We start from the raw sequence: 18279 nt of genomic DNA, 5'->3' as shown, positions 1-18279 counted from the left end.
AGCATTGGCAACCCGTGAAGCAGCGACCGAACTGTGGTCGATCGAGGAGGTGTCGGCGTTCCTGCGGGTGCCCGTCGGCACGCTGTACCAGTGGCGGTACCGCCGCACCGGGCCACGGGCGTTCAAGGTCGGCCGACACCTGCGCTACGACCCGGCCGACGTGCGCTCCTGGCTCTCGGGACAGGCGGCCTGACATGGGCAGCGTGGAGAAGCGGATACGCGACGGCAAGGTTACCTACCTGGCCCGGTGGCGCGACGACGCCCACCGCCAGCGCAAGCGCTCCTTCACGCGCAAGGTCGACGCCGATCGCTTCCTCGCCCAGGTCGAAGCCGACATCGTGCGCGGCCAGTACGTCGACCCGTCCGACAAGACGACCGTGGTCGAGTACGCCCGGCGCTGGGCTGCCGGCCGCGCTCACCGTCCAACAACCGCCCGGCGTGTCTCCAGCCTGATCGAGACGCATATTGCTGCGACTCCGCTCGGCTCCCGTCGCCTGGCGGCCGTCGTGCCCTCCGAGGTGCAGGCATGGGCGGCCGACCGTGGCAAGGTGCTGTCGCCGTCGACCCTGCGCAACCTTGTCGGGCTGCTCCGCTCGGTCTACGCGGCGGCCGTGCTGGACAGGCTCGTCGGCCGCTCGCCCGTGGTCCGGGTCAGCCTGCCGTCAGCCCACCGGGAACGCGTCGTGCCGCTCACCGTCGACCAGGTACGCAAGCTCGCCGACGCGATCCCCGCCCGCAACCGCGCCATGGTCCTCACCCAGGCCGGGTTGGGCCTGCGCCTCGGCGAGCTGCTCGCGCTGCGCGTGCAAGATGTCGACTTCGCCGCGCGCCTGGTGCGGATCGAGTGGCAGTTCGCGCCGCAGTCCAAGGTGCGGACGGTCCCCAAGACTCCGCGCTCGCGCCGGACCGTGCCGCTGCCCCAGGTCGTCGCTGACGCTCTCCGGGCGCACATGGCGCAGTTCCCACCGGCTGATGACGGCACGCTGTTCACGACCCGCTTCGCCGGCCCCTACCGCCACGACTACTACGGCTCGATCATCTTCGGCGCGGCTGTCCAGAAGGCGGGCCTGCCGGAGAGCATCACGACCCATGACCTACGCCACCATTACGCGTCGGTCCTGCTGATGCAGGGCGAGTCGGTCATCACCGTGGCCGAACGGCTGGGGCACGAGAACGCCACGCTGGTCCTATCGACGTACGGTCACCTGATGCCGGACTCGGAGGAACGCACCCGCCGGGCGGTCGATGAGGCGTGGGGTTGTGCCCCCGATGCGCCCCAGGGCGAGACACCAACGCTCTGACCTGCGAAAACAGCCCGGATTCAGACGTTGAAGCGGAACTCCACCACGTCGCCGTCCTGCATGACGTACTCCTTGCCCTCGATCCGGACCTTGCCGGCGGCCTTGGCCGCCGCCATCGATCCGGCCTCGACCAGGTCGTTGTAGGAGACCACCTCGGCCTTGATGAAGCCGCGCTGGAAGTCGCTGTGGATCACCCCGGCGGCCTCCGGCGCGGTCGCGCCGACCGGGACGGTCCAGGCCCGCGCCTCCTTGGGGCCGGCCGTCAGGTACGTCTGGAGCCCGAGCGTCCGGAAGCCCACCCGGACGAGCTGGTTCAGGCCGGGCTCGGACTGCCCGATCGACTCCAGCAGCTCGCGGGCCTCGTCCTCGGGCAGGTCCACCAGCTCGGACTCGATCTTGGCGTCCATGAAGATCGCCTCGGCGGGGGCGACCAGGCCGCGCAGCTCGTCGAGGAACTCGTCGTTGCCCAGCTCGGCCTCGTCGACGTTGAAGACGTAGAGGAACGGCTTGGTGGTGAGCAGATGCAGCTCACGCAGGTGTTCCAGCTCGACCTTCGCGGCGGCGGCGCCCGCGTACAGGGTCACGCCGTTGTCCAGGACCTCGACCGCCTTCTTGGCGGCCTCGACGGCGGCGGCCCGGTCCTTGCGGAGCTTGGCCTCCTTCTCCAGCCGGGGCAGCGCCTTCTCCAGCGTCTGGATGTCGGCCAGGATCAGCTCGGTGTTGATCGTCTCGATGTCGTCGGCCGGGGAGACCTTGCCGTCGACGTGCACCACGTTCGGGTCGGAGAAGGCGCGCACCACCTGGCAGATCGCCGAGGCGTCCCGGATGTTGGCGAGGAACGCGTTGCCCCGGCCCTGCCCCTTGGAGGCACCCCGGACCAGGCCGGCGATGTCGACGAACGAGACCGGCGCCGGCAGCACCTTCTGCGAGGAGAAGATCTCGGCCAGCTTGGCCAGCCGCTCGTCGGGCAGCCCGACCACGCCGACGTTCGGCTCGATGGTGGCGAACGGGTAGTTCGCGGCGAGCACGTCGTTCTTGGTCAGCGCGTTGAACAGGGTGCTCTTGCCCACGTTGGGCAGGCCGACGATGCCGATGGTGAGACTCACGACGAACCAGCTTACGCGCCTCGCCGCCACCGCCGGGCAGGCAGGTGCGCGAAGCCGGTCACCGCGGCGCGGCGGACAGCAGGCGCGGCTCGATCCGGGTCTCCCGGACGGTGCCGTCCTCGGCGCGCACCAGCTCGTACGCGGCCACGCCGGGCCGGTCGGCCACCGCTTCGGCCAGCCGGGTGCCCCGGTAGATCAGCCCCACGCCGTCGTCGGTGCAGTGGCTCGCGGGCAGCGTGCCGTCGGCGACCAGCCGGTGCATCAGCGGGCGGCGCTGCTCCTCGCTGTCGTAGTGCACGCCGTTGCCGTACGGCAGCCAGCCCAGCCCTTCGGTGAAGGGCCGCAGCGTCGGGCCGTAGCTGTCGGTGGCGCCGCCGGTGTGCCAGCAGATCGAGCCGGCGGACACCCCGCCGAGCACCACTCCGGCCTGCCAGCACTCGTGCAGGATCTCCGGCAGGCCGTGCACCCGCCAGACCGCGCAGAGGTTCGCCACGCTGCCGCCGCCGACCCAGACGATGTCCTGCGCGAGCAGGTGCGCGCGGATGTCCTCGACGTTCGGCATCGGGTAGAGCGCCAGGTGGGAGGCGCGGAACCGGGTGCCGGCGAAGGCGCCGTAGAAGACGGTGAAGCCGGTCGGCTGGTCGCCGGTGGCCTGGCCGAGGTAGCAGACGCGCGGCGCGTCACCGGCCCCGGCCAGGTCGGCCATCAGGTCGAACAGGGCGCTGGGCCGGGCGTCCCACGGGCCGCGGCGACGGCCGGCGAAACCCATGCTGGTGGCGACGATCGTCGGTTCGGTGGCGGGCACTGTTGTCCTCCCGGGCGGTGACGGCGCCGATCATTGTGCCGGATCCGCGGGGCCGGTCTCGGCCGCCGCGAGCAACGCGCGCAGCAGGTCGGCCAGCCGGTCCTGGTCGGCGGGCGGCAGCGCGTCGAGGATCCGCCGCTGCACCGCGAGGCCGGCCTCGGCCGACTCCTCGACCACCCGCCGACCGGTGTCGGTGAGCGTGACCCGCAGCGCCCGCCGGTCGGCCGGGTCCGGCGAGCGCCGTACCAGGCCCGCCCGTTCGAGGCGATCGAGCCGCCCGGTCATGCCGCCGGAGGTGAGCATCAGCGAGGCGGCGAGCGCCTTCGGCGCCAGCGTGTACGGCGAGCCGGAGCGCCGCAGCGCGGCCAGCACGTCGAACTCGCCCCGGCCGATGCCCCAGCCCGCGTACACCTTCTCCTGGCCGTCGCCGACCAGCCGGGCCAGCCGGTAGATGCGGCCGAACACGGCCATCGGCTCGGGCCGCATACCTGGTCGTTCCCGCCGCCACTGCTCGACGATCGCGTCCACCTCGTCGCCTGTCACGGCTGCCGATTGTGCCGCACGTCCCACTTCCCCTTTTCGCTCGGGGCTGATTAGCTTAGTGCTAAGATACTTAGAGCCGAGAGAGGCCGACATGAACCGCCGCTGGACCGACGTCGCGCTCACCGCCGCCGCCCCGATCACCTGGGGGACCACCTACCTGGTCACCGCCGAACTCCTTCCCCCGGACCGGCCGCTCTGGGCCGGGGCGATCCGCGCCCTCCCGGCCGGTCTGCTGCTGCTCGCCCTGACCCGCCGACGACCACACGGTCTCTGGTGGGGGCGAGCCGCCGTGCTCGGCGCGCTGAACATCGGGGTGTTCTTCCCGCTGCTGTTCCTCGCCGCGTACCGGCTGCCCGGCGGCACCGCCGCCGTCCTCGGCGCCGCGCAGCCACTGCTGGTGGCGGTGCTGACAGTCGCGCTGCTCCGTGACCGCCCCACCCGGCCGGCGCTGGTCGCCGCCGCGGTCGCCCCGCTCGGCGTCGCCCTCGTGGTGCTGCGCCCAGGTGCCGGCCTCGACCCGCTCGGCGTCACCGCCGGACTGGCCGGCGCCGTGGCGATGGCCGCCGGACTTGTGCTCACCCGCCGCTGGGGCCGGCCGCCCGGAACGGGCGTCCTCGCCGCGACGAGCTGGCAGCTCGTCGCCGGTGGCCTGATGATCGTGCCGGTCGCCGCCGCCGTCGAGGGCGCGCCGCCCGTGCCCGACGAGCCGGCCCTTCTCGGGTACGCGTGGCTCGGGCTGGCCGGCACCGCGCTGGCGTACGTGCTGTGGTTCCGGGGCGCGGCGCGACTGCCGGTGTCCCGCGTGTCGGTGCTCGGCGCGCTGAGCCCGCTCACCGCGGCGGCGCTCGGCTGGGTGGTGCTCGGTGAGGCGCTGGACCCGGTCCAGCTCACCGGTTTCGCGGTGGCCGTGGCGGCGATGGTGCTCGCGCAGATGCCGGGTCGATCGCCGCGCCCGCAGCCGGGCGGCGGCGCGGACAGCCCGACAACGACGCCGGCCGACCTTCGGGCAGGCGGCGGGACGGCGGCCCGGTGGCGGCGCGGTCAGCCGGCCCGCAGCCGACGCCAGTCGTCCGGCCACGCCTCGGCGGTGACGCCCTCGGGCAGCACACCGGCCGGTAGCTGCGCCGCGGCCGCGAGCGGCAGCGTGAACCGGTGCGCGGCCGCGGGACCGGCCGCGTACGACCGGTCGAGCAGCCACCGCACCTCGTCGGCGGTCCAGCCCAGGCCGGAGCGGGCGGCGATCTCGCGGACCAGCCGCAGGCCGACCCGGGTGTCGTCGTCGTAGAAGCGCATGCACCAGTGGTGCGCCCACATGCCGAGCGCGCGCAGCCCGTCCGGGTCGAGGGAGCCGGCCAGCCGCCCGCAGGCGGTGTCCGCGAAGGGGCGACCGGGGTCACCGGCCCGGTCGCGCTCGATCGCGCCGTACGCGGCCGGCGCCACCACCCGCATCCGCTCGTAGAAGCCCTCCACCACCGCGGCGTCCAACGGTGCTCGCCCCGATCGCATCAGCGGACACCCCGCCCGGCCACGCTCGCCATGCCCCGCACCTCTTCTTGAGTTGGTGGCGGGACGCTACCGACCACTTACGACACTTTCTCGGGTCCGCCGGTCATGATCCACGCCACCTCGCCGATGTGGCGGTGTCCCGGGGCTCGGGATACCGCCACTTCCCCGAGCGGGCGCGACTGCCGCACGTCATGTCTGAATCCCGCCAGCCGAGCGTCGGAGCTGCGAGGCAGGATCGTGGCATGGAACTGGACTTCGAGCGGTGCTACCGAGCCGTCGACAGCCGCGACCCGCGGTTCGACGGCTGGTTCTACACCGGCGTGACGTCGACCGGGATCTACTGCCGGCCGTCCTGTCCGGCGATGACGCCGAAGCGGCAGAACGTCCGGTTCTTCCCGTCCGCCGCCGCCGCGCAGGGGGCCGGGCTGCGGGCGTGCCGCCGGTGCCGGCCGGACGCGGCACCGGGCTCGCCCCAGTGGGACGTCCGGGCCGACCTGGTCGGTCGCGCCATGCGGCTGATCGCCGACGGCGTGGTGGACCGGGACGGGGTGCCCGGGCTGGCCACCCGGCTGGGCTACACCGAGCGGCACCTGCACCGGATGCTCCGGGCCGAGCTGGGCGCCGGCCCGCTGGCGCTGGCCCGGGCCCAGCGCGCGCAGACCGCCCGGATCCTGATCGAGACCACCGGCCTCGGCCTGGCCGAGGTGGCCTTCGCCGCCGGGTTCGGCAGCGTCCGGCAGTTCAACGACACGGTCCGCGAGGTCTACGGCGGCACGCCGTCCGAGCTGCGGGCCGGCCGACGTGGCCCGGCGGCGACCACCGGGGCGGGCACGCTCTCGCTAAGGCTGGCGTACCGGCCCCCGCTGCACGCGGGCGCGCTGCTGGACTTCCTCGCGCTGCGCGCGCTACCCGGCGTCGAGGTGGTCCGCGACGGCACCTACCACCGAGGGCTGCGGCTGCCGCACGGTCCCGCCACGGTGGCGCTGGCCCCTGCCGACGGCCACATCGACGCGACGCTGCGGCTGGCCGACATGCGTGACCTGGCCCCCGCGGTGGCCCGCTGCCGCCGCCTGCTCGACCTGGACGCCGACCCGGTAGCGGTGGACGCCACACTGGCCGCCGACCCGGCGCTGGCCCCGGCCGTCGCGGCCGAGCCCGGCGTCCGGCTGCCGCACGCGGTCGACGGTTTCGAGCTGGCCGTCCGCGCCGTCGCCACCCAGCAGGTCTCGCTGGCCTCGGCGCGGACCACGCTCACCCGCCTGCTCTCCGCCACCCGGGCAGCGAGCGGGGCGGCTGCCGACGACCCGGCGGACGGCCTGGTGGCGTTCCCCGGTCCGGCGGAGGTGCTCGCGGCGCCGGACACGGCGTTCCGGATGCCGGCGGCCCGCCGGGAGACGCTCCGTGCGCTGGCCCGCGCGGTCGCCGACGGCGAACTCGACCTGGAACCCGGAGGCGACCGGGAGGAGGCGGTCCGGCTCCTGGCCGCGGTGCCCGGTATCGGCCCGTGGACCACCGGCTACCTGGCCATGCGCGCACTCGGCGACCCGGATGTCGCGCTCACCACCGACCTGGGCGTACGCCGTGGCGCAGCGGCGCTCGGCCTGTCCGACGACCCGAAGACCCTGTCCGCGTACGCCGACCGCTGGCGCCCCTGGCGGTCGTACGCGACCATCCGACTCTGGAGAGCAGCATGAGCACTGTGGACAGCACCGTCATCGACACCCCCGCCGGCCCGTTGAGCGTGCTCGCCGGCCCGACCGGGGCGGTACGCGCGGCGGGCTTCACCGCCGACCCGGCGGCCCTGCTGCCGTTGATCCACCCGAGCCTGCGCGGCGAGCTGCGGGAACGGGCCGACCTCGGTCCGGTGACCGCCGCCGTGCGGGCCTACCTGGACGGTGAACTCACCGCGATCGACGCGGTAGCGGTGGAGCAGCACACCGGCGGCGCATTCCTGACGCACGCCTGGCAGGTGCTGCGCGACGTGAAGCCCGGCGACCCGGTCACCTACACCGGCTTCGCCGCGCTGGCCGGGCGACCGGCGGCGATCCGGGCCGCCGCGGCGGCCTGCGCGCGCAACGCCGCCGCGCTGTTCGTGCCCTGCCACCGGGTGCTGCGCACCGACGGCTCGCTCGGCGGATACCGCTGGGGCCTGGACGTGAAGAAGTGGCTTCTCGGGCATGAGGGACGGGTGACGGCTAGCTGACAGCCGGACTGTCACCCCCGGCGGCTACCGTCGGGTAGTGCCCGCGTCCAGCGACGGCAACCCCGCGGCGCATACCGGCGCCCGGTCCCAGCCGCTGCGCAACCTCTGGCGGCTGCGGCCCTACCTGCGCCCGTACGCGACGGAGTTCGCCTGGCTGCTGGTCGCGGCGCTTGCCGCCACCGCGGCGAGCCTGGCCGTTCCGCTCGTGGTGCAGCGGGTGGTCGACGGGCCGGTGGCCCGGCACGACGAGGCCGGGCTGCTCCGGCTCGGCGCCCTCGCGCTGCTGCTCGGCGTGGCCGAGGCGGTCCTCATCTTCATCCGCCGCTGGACGCAGTCGTCGTCCTCGGTGGGCATGGAGGCCGCCATCCGCGCCGACATCTACGCCCACCTGCAACGGCTTCCGGCCGGCTTTCACGACCGCTGGCAGTCCGGCCAGTTGTTGTCCCGGATCACCAGCGACCTCTCGGTGATCCGGCGGTTCCTCTCCTTCGGGCTGCTGTTCCTGGTCCTCAACCTGGTCACCTACGCGGCGGTGGTGGCGCTGCTGATCCGGCTGCACCAGTGGCTGGGGCTGCTGGTCGCGGCGAGCGCCGTACCGCTGTTCCTGATCAGCCGCCGCTTCGCGCGCCACTACCACGCGGCGTCCCGGCGCATGCAGGACCAGCAGGGCGACGTCGCCACGCTGGTCGAGGAGACCGCGCTGGGGTTGCGCACCATGCGGGCGTACGGGCGTGGGCCGGAACTGGCGGCCCGGTTCGCCGTCGGCGCGCGCCGGCTGCACGACACCGGGATCGGCAAGGCCCGGCTGCTGGCCCGTACCTCCGCGTTGTTCGACCTGGTGCCCAACCTGACCCTCGGCGCGGTCCTGGTGGCCGGCGCCGCGGCGGTCGCCGACGGCGTGCTGTCCATCGGGGAGCTGGTCGCGTTCGTCAGTCTCCAGCTCATGCTGATCTGGCCGGTGCAGTCGCTGGGCTGGATCATCGCCAACGGCCAGGAGGCCGCGACCGCCGCCGACCGGATCCAGGAGGTCCTGGACACGCCGCCGACCATCGTGGACGCACCGCACGCCCGGCCGCTCGACCGGGGCGAGGTGCGCGGCCGGCTCCGCTTCGAGGGGGTCGGCTTCCGCTACCCCGGCACGTCCGCGCCGGTGCTGCGCGATCTGGACCTGACAGTGGAGCCGGGCGAGACGATGGCGCTCGTCGGCGCCACCGGCTGCGGCAAGAGCACGCTGCTGTCGCTCGTCCCCCGGCTGCACGAGGTCACCCGCGGCCGGATCACGCTCGACGGGTACGACGTGCGTGACCTGCGGCTGGAGTCGTTACGGCGGCTGGTCGCCGTCGCGTTCGAGGAGCCGACGCTGTTCTCCATGTCGGTCTGGGAGAACCTCACACTGGGCCGCCCGGACGCGAGCGAGGACGAGGTCCGGGCCGCGCTGACGCTGGCCCAGGCGGAGTTCGCGTACGAGCTGCCCTGGGGGCTTTCGACCCGGGTCGGTGAGCAAGGGCTGTCGCTGTCCGGCGGGCAGCGGCAGCGTCTCGCGCTGGCGCGTGCGGTGCTCGGCCGGCCCGCGGTGCTGGTGCTCGACGACCCGCTCTCCGCACTCGACGTGCACACCGAGGCGCTCGTCGAGGCGGCCCTGCGCCGCGTGCTGCGGGACACCGCCACCACGACCCTGCTGGTGGCGCACCGCCCCTCGACCGTGGCACTGGCGGACCGGGTGGCGTTGCTCGACGACGGCCGGATCGTCGCCGTCGGCACCCACTCGGAGCTGCTGGCCCGCGTACCCGCCTACCGGGCGGTGCTGTCCGCCGAGCCGGAGCGCCGGAGCGACGGCGTCGGCCTGGTGCGCTCGTGACCGGCCGCGCGCCGCGGGTGCCCCGGCCCCGCGACGCGCCGAACGGTAACGGGACGACCGGCGCGCGCCACGGCGACGGTGAAGACCTGTCCCGCTGGCGAGGGCGGGCCACCGATCCGGACGCCGACCGCAGCCGGGCCGAGGACTCGTCCCCGGAGGCGGTGACCCGGCTGCGTGCCCGCAGCCGGCTGCTGCTGCGCCGGCTGCTGCGCCCGCACCGGCGGGCCCTCGGGCTGGCGGTGGCGTTGCTGCTGGCCCAGAACGCCGCCGCGATGTCCGGGCCGTACCTGGTCATGCTCGGCATCGACAGGGGTATCGAGCCGCTGCGGGCCGGCGATCCCGGCCCGCTGATCGCTGTCGCCGCCGCGTTCGTGGTCGCCACCGCTGTCGAGTACGCGGCCCGGCGCGCATTCCTCACCCTCGCCGCCCGGGTCGGCCAGGCCGTCCTGCTGGACCTGCGCCGCCGGGTGTACTGGCACTTCCTCCGCCTCGACGTCGGGTTCCATGAGCGCTACACGTCCGGGCGGATGGTGTCCCGGCTGACCAGCGACCTGGAGTCGATCGCCGAGCTGGTCGACGGCGGCATCGACAAGCTGGTGATGGCCGGGCTCTCCGTGCTGTCGGTGGCGGGCATCCTGCTCTGGCTGGACCTGCCACTGGCGGCGGTGACGCTGCTCGCCTTCCCGTTCCTGTTCGTGCTGTCACGCTGGTTCGCCCGCGCCTCGGCCGGGGCGTACCGGCGCACCCGGGAGGCGGTGGCGCTGGTCATCGTGCACTTCGTCGAGTCGCTGCGCGGCATCCGGGCCGTCCAGGCGTACCGGCGGGAGGACCGCAACGACCGCATCTTCGCCACTGTGAACGACGACTACCGGCGCTCCAGCCTGCGCGCGTTCCGGCTGATCGCGATCTACTCGCCGGGCATCCGGCTGATCGGCAACCTGACCGCTGCGGTGGTGCTCGGGTACGGCGGCTGGCGGGTGCTGGGCGGCGGCGTGGAGGTGGGCGTGCTCGCCGCGTTCCTGCTCTACCTGCGCCGGTTCTTCGAGCCGATGGAGGAGCTGAGCCAGTTCTACAACTCGCTCCAGTCGGCGACCGCCGCGCTGGAGAAGCTGGCCGGCGTGCTGGACGAGCGCCCGGCGGTGGCCGAACCGGCGCGGCCGGTGCCGCTGCCGGCCGGACCGCCGCGCGGGGCCGTCACCTTCCGCGCCGTCGACTTCGGCTACCGCCGCCGGGCGCCGATCCTGTCCGGCCTGGACCTGACCGTGCCGCCCGGGCAGACAGTGGCGTTGATCGGGCCGACCGGCGCCGGGAAGTCCACTGTCGCGAAGCTGGTGGCCCGCTTCCACGACCCCGACGCGGGCGTGATCGGGCTGGACGGGGTGGACCTGCGCGACCTCGCAGACGCCGAGCTGCGCCGGGCGGTGGTGCTGGTGACCCAGGAGACGCACCTGTTCAGCGGTTCCGTGGCCGACAACATCAGGTTCGGCCGCCCCGACGCCGACGACGAGGCGGTGGTCGCGGCCGCCCGGGCGATCGGCGCGCACGACTTCATCGCCGCGCTGCCGGACGGGTACGCCACCGACGTGCACCGGCGCGGCGGTCGGCTCTCCGCCGGGCAGCGGCAGCTCGTCGCGTTCGCCCGGGCGTTCCTCGCCGATCCCCGGGTGCTGATCCTCGACGAGGCGACCTCGTCGCTCGACGTGCCGACCGAGCGGCTGGTGCAGCGGGCCCTGCACAGCGTGCTGCGCGACCGTACCGCCCTGGTGATCGCCCACCGGCTCTCCACGGTGGAGACAGCGGACCGGGTGCTGGTGCTCGACGACGGCCGGATCGTGGAGGACGGCCCGCCGGCCGAGCTGATCGCCGCCGACGGCCCCTACGCCGCCCTGCACCGCCAGTGGCGCGACTCCCTCCTCTAGCCCTCGCCCAGGTCCCCGTCGATCTTGCACTTGCGGCCCGCGAGATGCCCGATCAGTGGCTTGTGCCGGGGCGGCAAGTGCAAGATCGACGAGGACGCGCGGGGTGGGGAAAGTCGTGGAGTGCGGCGGGGCGACTGCCTACCATCGGCTGATGACCGACACGACGAGGAGCGCCCGCGGCGGCGTCCCCGAGCGTCCGAGCCTGGACGGCCTCGAGGAGACCTGGGCCCGCCGCTGGCAGGAGGACGGCACGTACGCGTTCGACCGCACGAAGGAGCGGTCGGACGTATACGCGATCGACACTCCCCCGCCGACCGTGTCGGGCGAGCTGCACATGGGTCACGTCTTCTCGTACACCCACACCGACACGGTGGCCCGGTTCCAGCGGATGCGCGGACGCACCGTCTTCTACCCGATGGGCTGGGACGACAACGGGCTGCCCACCGAACGCCGGGTGCAGAACGTGTACGGCGTGCGTCCCGACCCGTCGTTGCCGTACGACAAGGACTGGCGCCCGCCGGCCGCACCGGTGGACGACGCGGCCCGGAAGAACCCGACAGCGATCTCCCGGCGCAACTTCATCGAGCTGTGCGAGCTGCTCACTGTGGAGGACGAGAAGGCGTTCGAGGCGCTGTGGCGGCGGCTCGGGCTGTCGGTGGACTGGTCGCTGACGTACACCACGATCGGGTCGGCGGCCCGCGCGGCGAGCCAGCGCGCGTTCCTGCGCAACCTGGCGCGGGGCGAGGCGTACCAGGCCGAGGCGCCGACTCTGTGGGACGTCGGGTACGGCACCGCCGTCGCGCAGGCGGAACTGGAGGACCGGGAGCGGCCCGGCGCGTACCACCGGCTGCGGTTCACCGGGCCGGACGGCCGCGAGGTGCTGATCGACACCACCCGGCCGGAGCTGCTGCCGGCCTGCGTGGCGCTCGTCTGCCACCCCGACGACGAGCGGTACGCGGACCTGGTCGGCGCCGCTGCGCGTACCCCTGTGTTCGGGGTCGAGGTGCCGGTGCGCGCGCACCCGCTGGCGGACCCGGCCAAGGGCACGGGCATCGCGATGGTCTGCACGTTCGGTGACCTGACCGACGTGACCTGGTGGCGGGAACTGCGGCTGGACACCCGCGTGGTGATCGGCCGGGACGGGCGCCTGCTGCCGGAGCCGCCGGCCGGCGTGCCGGCGGAGCCCTACGCGGCACTGGCCGGGCAGACGGTGAACGGCGCCCGGCGGACGCTCGTGGAGCTGCTCGCCGATGCGGGCGACCTGGTCGGCGAGCCGCGGCCGATCACCCACCCGGTGAAGTTCTACGAGCGCGGCGACCGGCCGCTGGAGATCGTCTCGACCCGGCAGTGGTATCTGCGCAACGGCGGCCGGGACGCCGGCCTGCGCGAGGAGCTGCTGGCCCGGGGGCGGGAACTGCGCTGGGTGCCGGAGCACATGCGGCACCGGTACGAGCACTGGGTGGGCGGACTCACCGGTGACTGGCTGGTCAGCCGGCAGCGGTTCTTCGGCGTGCCGGTGCCGGTGTGGTACCGGCTCGACGACGCTGGCGAGCCGGACTGGTCCCACCCTCTCACACCGGACGAGGCGATGCTCCCGATCGATCCGACGAGCGAGCCGCCGCCCGGATACGAGGAGTCGCAGCGCGGTGAGCCAGGCGGTTTCACAGGCGACCCGGACGTGCTGGACACCTGGGCCACCTCGTCGCTGACCCCGCAGATCGTCGGCGGCTGGGAGACCGACCCGGACCTGTTCGCCCGGGTCTTCCCGATGGACCTGCGCCCGCAGGGGCACGACATCATCCGGACCTGGCTGTTCGCCACTGTGGCCCGGTCCCACCTGGAACACGGCGCGCTGCCGTGGCACACAGCGGTGCTCTCCGGCTGGATCCTCGACCCGGACCGCAAGAAGATGTCGAAGTCCAAGGGCAACGTGGTCACGCCGATGGCGCTGCTGGAGCGCAACGGGTCCGACGCGGTCCGCTACTGGGCCGCCAACGGCAAGCCGGGCATGGACCTCGCCTTCGACCCGGCCCAGGTCAAGGTGGGGCGCCGGCTGGCCACCAAGCTGCTCAACGCGTCGCGGTTCGCGCTCGGGCTGGGCGCCGCCGACGCGCTGCGGGCCGCGGCGACCCAACCGCTGGACACCGCGATGCTCGCCGAACTGTCCGGCGTGGTCGCGACCGCGACCACCGCCTTCGACGGGTACGACCACACGGCCGCCCTGATGGCCACCGAGGCGTTCTTCTGGCGGTTCTGCGACGACTACATCGAGCTGGTGAAGGAGCGCGCCTACGGCACCGGGCCGGCCGCCGACTCGGCCCGGGCGGCGCTGGCGACCGCGCTGTCGGTGCAGTTGCGCCTGTTCGCGCCGGTGCTGCCGTTCGTGACCGAGGAGGTCTGGTCGTGGTGGCGGTACGGGTCGGTGCACCGCTCACCGTGGCCGACCACGTACGAGGTGGGCCGCGCCATGGAGGCGCCGGGTGACCCGGAGTTGCTGCGGCTGGCCGCTGACGCGCTGGGTCAGGTGCGCCGCGCCAAGTCGGAGCGGAAGCTGTCGATGAAGGCGGACGTGCCGCTGGCCGAGGCGCTCGGACCGGCGGCGGTGCTCGACCAGCTCGGCGCCGTCGCCGACGACCTGCGCGCGGCGGGCCGGATCGCGAAGCTGGACCTGCTGCCGGACCGCACCACGGAACTGGTCATCGCCTGCGCGTTCTGAACCGCCGCACGGCGGCCGGATGTAAGGAAGGGCCCCTTCTTAACGCCTGGCGTTGTAGAAGGGGCCCTTCTTAACACCCCGGAGGGCCGACCGGGCCGGCCCCTCGGCGGTGCATGCCTCACTCGGCCGCGCAGGCCGCCTTGAGCTTGTCCCGGGCGGTGGTCAGATCCGCCTTGCTCGGCGCCTTGCCCGGCGCCTTGGCCCAGGTGTCGGCGAGGTCGGTCATGGCGGTGGCGACCCCCTTCACCGCGGCGTTCACCTCGTCGCTGCTGGTGAAGGCGTGCGTGTAGAGCGTGGCCGCGCCCGCCGAGTACTGGGCGCTGACCGCCGAGTGGCCGGCTGGCGGGCCGATCTTCTCCGCCTCGGCCACCTCCTTCAGGGCGGCCGTGATGTCCTTCTCCGCCGTCGCGCAGGTCTTCCGGGTGGCCTCGTCGAGGCCCACCGGCGCCGGGGTCACCGGCGGCACGGAGGTGGCGGCGGGGGCGGAGGGCGCCGCCGGCCCGGCCGAGGGCTTGTCGTCATCGCAGCCGGACATGACGATCATCGCGACCGCGGCCGGAGCCAGCAGGGCGAGGCGAGCTGAACGCAAGGTGTTCTCCCCGTGTCGGTGTGCGTAGCCGCCGCAAACTAACAGACCGGACACGGCAGGGCAGAACCCGTTTTCCGGCGCTCGTGCCGGAAAACGGGTTCCGCCCCGGGGTTCAGCTCGTCTCGCCGGCCACGCTGAACGAGCGCAGGCGGTCGATCGCCAGCACTGTGAACCCGACCGCCACCAGGGCGGTGAGCACCGCCGCGACCGGCACCGAGACGGTGGTGCCGAGCAGCGGCGTCGGCGCCATCCGGTCGGCCAGGGCGATCACCCACTGCTGGATCGACAGCACCCGGGTGCCGCCGACGAACCGGCCCAGCAGCCCTTCCCAGATCAGCACGTAGACCAGGCCGAGCAGCACCGGCCGCCGGGTCACCAGGCTCAGCGCGAGGAACAGCGCCGAGTACGCCAGCGCGCCCGCCGCCGAGGCGGCGACCAGTGCGAGTCCGAGGCGTACCGAATCGGCGAGCACGCCCGCGACGTAGATCGGGACGCCGACGGTGACCGCTGTGACGCCGGCCGCGACCGCCAGCTTCGGCAGCACGATCTGCCAGCGCGGCAGCGGCTTGGTGAGGATGTGCACGACGGTGCCGTCGTCGATCTCCGCGCCGAGCACGCCGGTGCCCACGATCAGCGCCACCACCGGCAGCACCACCGCGAGGCCGAGGCCGACGAGCACCGGCGGTCCCCACTGGCCCGGGTCGACGCCGAGCGACCGGCAGAGCACCGCCAGGCCGATCAGGACCAGCGGCAACGGCAGCAGCATGAGGAACCGGCTCCGGCCGAACAGGCCGCGCGCGGTGATCCAGGTGACTGTCGACATCATGCCTCCACCAGATACGAGAAGACGCTCTCCAGCGACTCGTCCTCCGGCAGGAGCTGCCGGACCCGGATGCCGTGCCGGAGCGCGATCCGGGGCAGTGCCCGGGTGAACGCGCCGTAGTCGCCGGCCTTGACCGTCAGGCCGGTTCGGTCCAGCTCGACGCCGGAGACCGACGCCTCGGCCATCAGCGCCACCGCCAGCGCCCGGTCGTCGGTGGAACGCACCCCGAACACGTGCGGCCGGTTGGTCATCAGGCGGCGGATGGTCCGGTAGTCGCCGGAGGCGGCGAGCCGGCCGGCCACCATCACCTGGACCGTGCCGGAGACCTGCTCGACCTCCTCCAGGATGTGCGAGCTGAACAGGATGGTCCGCCCCGCGTCGCCGAGCCGGTGCAGCAGCGCCATCATGTGCAGCCGCTGGCGCGGGTCCATCCCGTTGAACGGCTCGTCGAGCAGCAGCACCTGCGGGTCGTGCACGAGCGCGGCGGCGACCCGGGTGCGCTGCCGCATGCCCTTGGAGTAGGTGCCGATCCGGCGGGTCTGCGCGTCCTCCATCTCGACCAGCTCGATCGCCCGCCGGGTGGCGGCCTCCGGATCGGGCAGCCGGTGCAGCTTGGCGCTGGCGAGCACGAACTCGTACGCGCTGAGGAACGTGTGCACCGCCTCGCGCTCGCTGACCAGGCCGAGCCGCCGGTAGACGGCGGGGTTGCGCCAGGTCGGCTCCCCGTCCAGCGTCACGGTGCCGCGCGACGGGGACAGGAAGCCCGCCATCATGTGCAGCAGCGTGGTCTTCCCGGCGCCGTTGGGGCCGAGCAGGCCGGTCACGCCGGGGCCGAGCCGCATGGTGACGTCGTTGACCGCCACCACGTTGCCGTACCAGCGGGAGACGCCCGCCAGGTCGAGCGTGCTCGTCGCGGCGGCGGGCGCGCCGGCCGTCGACTGGGTGCTGATCGCCGTCATCGGGCGGCCACCTTCCGGTATCGCAGGAGCAGCAGGCTGACGCAGGCGGCGACCAGCAGCACGGCGGCCACGGCGTAGACCGGCCCGAAGTCGCCGATCGGCATGCCGCCCCGTCCCTGGGTCAGCCGGTCGCCGAGCGCCCAGTTGCCCACGCCGCCGACGAGCGTCGGCGGAGAAGCCACGAAGGCCAGCTCGTTGATCGTCCGCGAGGGCAGGATGGACAGCACGCCCACGACCGGCGTGGTCATCAGGAAGACCGCCACGATGCCGCCGGCGGCGAACGCGCGCTTGCCGGTGAGCGAGGCGACGAGCAGGGCGATCGAGGCGAACACCACCGCCCACAGCCCGGCGTAGAGCAGCCCGGGCAGCAGGTCGAGCAGCTCGTCCCACACCCCGCGTACGCCCCGGTTCGTGGTGAACGCGGCACCGAGGAACATCACCAGCTGCGGGCCGCCGAGCAGCAGCCACAGCGCGGTCACCAGCGCCAGCAGCTTGGACAGGGCGTAGTCGCCGCGCGGCAGCGGCCGGGAGAAGTACAGCGGCAGCACGCCGCTGCGCAGGTCGCGGGAGACCAGCTCGGGCGCGGCCACCGCGGCGAAGAAGATGACCAGCCAGCTCATCGCGTCGGCGAACTGGGCGTACGTCATCACCACCTCGCCGATCTGGCTGCGCACCGCGGTGACGCCGGCGGCCACCACTGTGACCACGGAGACGACCAGCCACGGGAAGATCTTGGCCTTGGCGCTGCGGCCCAGCCCGAAGACGGTACGCACGCCGTGCAGGTAGAGCGCGCCGAAGACCTGCCGGCGGCCGAGCCGCGGACCGGTGTAGCGCTGGTAGCCGATGTCGTGGATGACCCCGGTCGCGTCAGACATGGCTGGGCTCCCTCGCGGCGAAGAGTTCGGCCACCCGGTGCCGCCGCTGGTCCAGCCGGTGCAGCGGCAGGTCCAGCTCGGCGACCGCGCCGAGGATCTGGTCGTAGGTGGCGTCGTCGGCGAGCGGGACGAGCAGCAGCCGCCCGTCGCGGGTCACCGGCAGGTCGAGCGCGGTGAGCCGGGCGGCCAGTTCCTCCGTGCCCTCGCTCACCTCGACCGCGAGCACGTCGGTGGCGGTGGTCATGGCGGACACCCGGTCCGCGCGCAGCAGCCGGCCGCCGTCGATGGCGACGAGCGTGTCGCAGATCCGCTCCACCTCGCCGAGCAGGTGCGAGCAGACCACCACCGAGATGCCGAACTCGGTGCCGATCCGGTGGATCAGCGCGAGCATGGCGTCCCGGCCGGCCGGGTCGAGGCCGTTGGTCGGCTCGTCGAGCAGCAGCAGGTCGGGATCGTGCACGAGCGCCTGGGCGAGCTTGACCCGCTGCTTCATGCCGGTGGAGTAGCCACCGACGGCCCGGTGCCGCTCCTCGTGCAGACCGACGTGGCGCAGCGCCTCGGAGGCCCGCTCGCGGGCGACTGTGCGCGGCAGCCCGCTGATCCGGCCCAGATGGGTGACCAGCTCGGCGGCGGACAGGTCGGGCGGGAGGGCGTCGTGCTCGGGCATGTAGCCGACCCGGGCGCGGACCGCGGCGGGGTCGGTGGTGGGGTCGAGGCCGAGCACCTGCACCCGGCCGCTGGTCGGCGGGAGCAGACCCAGCAGGATCTTGATCAGAGTGGACTTGCCGGCGCCGTTCGCGCCCACCAGCCCGATGATCCCCGGCTCGACCGACACGGTGAGGTCGGCCAACGCGGTGACCCGGCCTCCGTACGTCTTGGTCAGCGACTCGGTCGCGAGCAGTGTCACGCCGTTCAGCGTAGAACTCCGGTGCCTCGCCAGAGCCTCTCCTGACCCCTGCGATCCCCTGATCCTCGGCCTCCGCGGCCCTTAGGTGGCGGGAACGGCGGCGCGCCTCGGGTGGAGGACTCGCGCCGGCTCCGGTCCCGTCTCCGCCGAGCGGTCCGGCGGATACGGG

Annotated in this window: 16 protein-coding genes and 1 pseudogene; 8 read left to right on the top strand and 9 right to left on the bottom strand. The window is 73.6% G+C overall.

From position 1 onward, the window contains the following. Positions 1-4: 4 nt before the first annotated feature. Positions 5-193: an AlpA family transcriptional regulator gene (locus tag BFV98_RS23520; RefSeq protein ID WP_013288478.1), complete on the top strand. Its 189-nt coding sequence runs from the start codon at positions 5-7 to the stop codon at positions 191-193. 1 nt (position 194) lies between these two features. Continuing rightward, positions 195-1301 carry a site-specific integrase gene (locus tag BFV98_RS23515; protein WP_013288479.1) on the top strand — a complete coding sequence of 369 codons (1107 nt, stop codon included), beginning with the start codon at positions 195-197 and terminating at the stop codon, positions 1299-1301. Positions 1302-1321: 20 nt separating this feature from the next. Here the strand turns inward: BFV98_RS23515 and ychF are convergent, their stop codons facing one another. From ychF to BFV98_RS23500, 3 genes are read right to left on the bottom strand one after another with little or no spacing between them, the layout of a single operon-like run. After that, positions 1322-2407, bottom strand: a complete 1086-nt coding sequence (gene ychF / locus BFV98_RS23510) for a redox-regulated ATPase YchF (protein WP_013288480.1) — start codon at positions 2405-2407, stop codon at positions 1322-1324. A 58-nt stretch (positions 2408-2465) separates the two neighbouring features. After that, positions 2466-3212: a peptidase E gene (locus tag BFV98_RS23505; protein WP_071097820.1), complete on the bottom strand. Its 747-nt coding sequence runs from the start codon at positions 3210-3212 to the stop codon at positions 2466-2468. A 30-nt stretch (positions 3213-3242) separates the two neighbouring features. After that, the gene (locus tag BFV98_RS23500; protein ID WP_030269457.1) at positions 3243-3755 is read right to left on the bottom strand and encodes a MarR family winged helix-turn-helix transcriptional regulator; all 513 of its coding nucleotides are present in this window, start codon (positions 3753-3755) and stop codon (positions 3243-3245) included. Between BFV98_RS23500 and BFV98_RS23495 the strand changes: the two are divergent. Further along, positions 3664-4620 (top strand): annotated as a pseudogene (locus BFV98_RS23495) (EamA family transporter); the annotation flags it as partial. The gene BFV98_RS23500 and the pseudogene BFV98_RS23495 overlap by 92 nt on opposite strands. Positions 4621-4796: 176 nt before the next feature. Here the strand turns inward: BFV98_RS23495 and BFV98_RS32780 are convergent. Further along, positions 4797-5261, bottom strand: a complete 465-nt coding sequence (locus tag BFV98_RS32780; RefSeq protein WP_225319535.1) for a hypothetical protein — start codon at positions 5259-5261, stop codon at positions 4797-4799. A 242-nt stretch (positions 5262-5503) separates the two neighbouring features. Between BFV98_RS32780 and BFV98_RS23490 the strand changes: the two genes are divergently transcribed. From BFV98_RS23490 to valS, 5 genes are all read left to right on the top strand, one after another. Further along, entirely contained in the window at positions 5504-6955 is a 1452-nt protein-coding gene (locus BFV98_RS23490) for a DNA-3-methyladenine glycosylase 2 family protein (RefSeq protein ID WP_071097816.1), read from the top strand. Beyond that, positions 6952-7464 (top strand): methylated-DNA--[protein]-cysteine S-methyltransferase, encoded by a 513-nt coding sequence (locus BFV98_RS23485; protein WP_013288485.1) that lies wholly within the window; start codon positions 6952-6954, stop codon positions 7462-7464. The genes BFV98_RS23490 and BFV98_RS23485 overlap by 4 nt, the downstream gene beginning before the upstream one ends. Before the next feature lie 37 nt (positions 7465-7501). Next, entirely contained in the window at positions 7502-9322 is a 1821-nt protein-coding gene (locus tag BFV98_RS23480) for an ABC transporter ATP-binding protein (protein ID WP_071097815.1), read from the top strand. 86 nt (positions 9323-9408) lie between these two features. Next, positions 9409-11241 carry an ABC transporter ATP-binding protein gene (locus BFV98_RS23475; RefSeq protein WP_255368361.1) on the top strand — a complete coding sequence of 611 codons (1833 nt, stop codon included), beginning with the start codon at positions 9409-9411 and terminating at the stop codon, positions 11239-11241. Positions 11242-11392: 151 nt separating this feature from the next. Further along, positions 11393-13957 (top strand): valine--tRNA ligase, encoded by a 2565-nt coding sequence (gene valS / locus BFV98_RS23470; protein ID WP_071097813.1) that lies wholly within the window; start codon positions 11393-11395, stop codon positions 13955-13957. A 118-nt stretch (positions 13958-14075) separates the two neighbouring features. Here valS and BFV98_RS23465 read toward each other — a convergent pair whose 3' ends face one another. The 5 genes from BFV98_RS23465 to BFV98_RS23445 form a co-directional block, all read right to left on the bottom strand. Continuing rightward, the gene (locus BFV98_RS23465) at positions 14076-14501 is read right to left on the bottom strand and encodes a hypothetical protein (protein ID WP_030269441.1); all 426 of its coding nucleotides are present in this window, start codon (positions 14499-14501) and stop codon (positions 14076-14078) included. A gap of 157 nt (positions 14502-14658) precedes the next feature. Continuing rightward, complete coding sequence (locus BFV98_RS23460; protein WP_013288490.1) at positions 14659-15369, bottom strand: ABC transporter permease subunit; 711 nt, start codon at positions 15367-15369, stop codon at positions 14659-14661. Further along, the gene (locus BFV98_RS23455; RefSeq protein ID WP_013288491.1) at positions 15369-16328 is read right to left on the bottom strand and encodes an ABC transporter ATP-binding protein; all 960 of its coding nucleotides are present in this window, start codon (positions 16326-16328) and stop codon (positions 15369-15371) included. Before BFV98_RS23455 ends, BFV98_RS23460 begins: the two co-directional genes overlap by 1 nt. Beyond that, positions 16325-17203: an ABC transporter permease gene (locus BFV98_RS23450; RefSeq protein ID WP_013288492.1), complete on the bottom strand. Its 879-nt coding sequence runs from the start codon at positions 17201-17203 to the stop codon at positions 16325-16327. Before BFV98_RS23450 ends, BFV98_RS23455 begins: the two co-directional genes overlap by 4 nt. Continuing rightward, positions 17196-18110 (bottom strand): ABC transporter ATP-binding protein, encoded by a 915-nt coding sequence (locus tag BFV98_RS23445; RefSeq protein ID WP_013288493.1) that lies wholly within the window; start codon positions 18108-18110, stop codon positions 17196-17198. Before BFV98_RS23445 ends, BFV98_RS23450 begins: the two co-directional genes overlap by 8 nt. Positions 18111-18279 lie beyond the last annotated feature (169 nt).

The sequence above is a fragment of the Micromonospora sp. WMMB235 genome (genome assembly GCF_001855515.1).
Taxonomy (GTDB): Bacteria; Actinomycetota; Actinomycetes; order Mycobacteriales; family Micromonosporaceae; genus Micromonospora; species Micromonospora aurantiaca.
This window is presented reverse-complemented; position numbering and strand designations above follow the sequence as displayed.

Excerpts from the sequence above, each read along its gene's own strand:
- BFV98_RS23455 (WP_013288491.1), bottom strand. The coding sequence starts at position 16,328 with ATGACGGCGATCAGCACCCAGTCGACGGCCGGCGCGCCCGCCGCCGCG.
- BFV98_RS23485 (WP_013288485.1), top strand. The coding sequence starts at position 6,952 with ATGAGCACTGTGGACAGCACCGTCATCGACACCCCCGCCGGCCCGTTG.
- BFV98_RS32780 (WP_225319535.1), bottom strand. The coding sequence starts at position 5,261 with ATGCGATCGGGGCGAGCACCGTTGGACGCCGCGGTGGTGGAGGGCTTC.
- valS (WP_071097813.1), top strand. The coding sequence starts at position 11,393 with ATGACCGACACGACGAGGAGCGCCCGCGGCGGCGTCCCCGAGCGTCCG.
- BFV98_RS23460 (WP_013288490.1), bottom strand. The coding sequence starts at position 15,369 with ATGTCGACAGTCACCTGGATCACCGCGCGCGGCCTGTTCGGCCGGAGC.
- BFV98_RS23515 (WP_013288479.1), top strand. The coding sequence starts at position 195 with ATGGGCAGCGTGGAGAAGCGGATACGCGACGGCAAGGTTACCTACCTG.
- BFV98_RS23490 (WP_071097816.1), top strand. The coding sequence starts at position 5,504 with ATGGAACTGGACTTCGAGCGGTGCTACCGAGCCGTCGACAGCCGCGAC.
- BFV98_RS23465 (WP_030269441.1), bottom strand. The coding sequence starts at position 14,501 with ATGATCGTCATGTCCGGCTGCGATGACGACAAGCCCTCGGCCGGGCCG.
- BFV98_RS23450 (WP_013288492.1), bottom strand. The coding sequence starts at position 17,203 with ATGTCTGACGCGACCGGGGTCATCCACGACATCGGCTACCAGCGCTAC.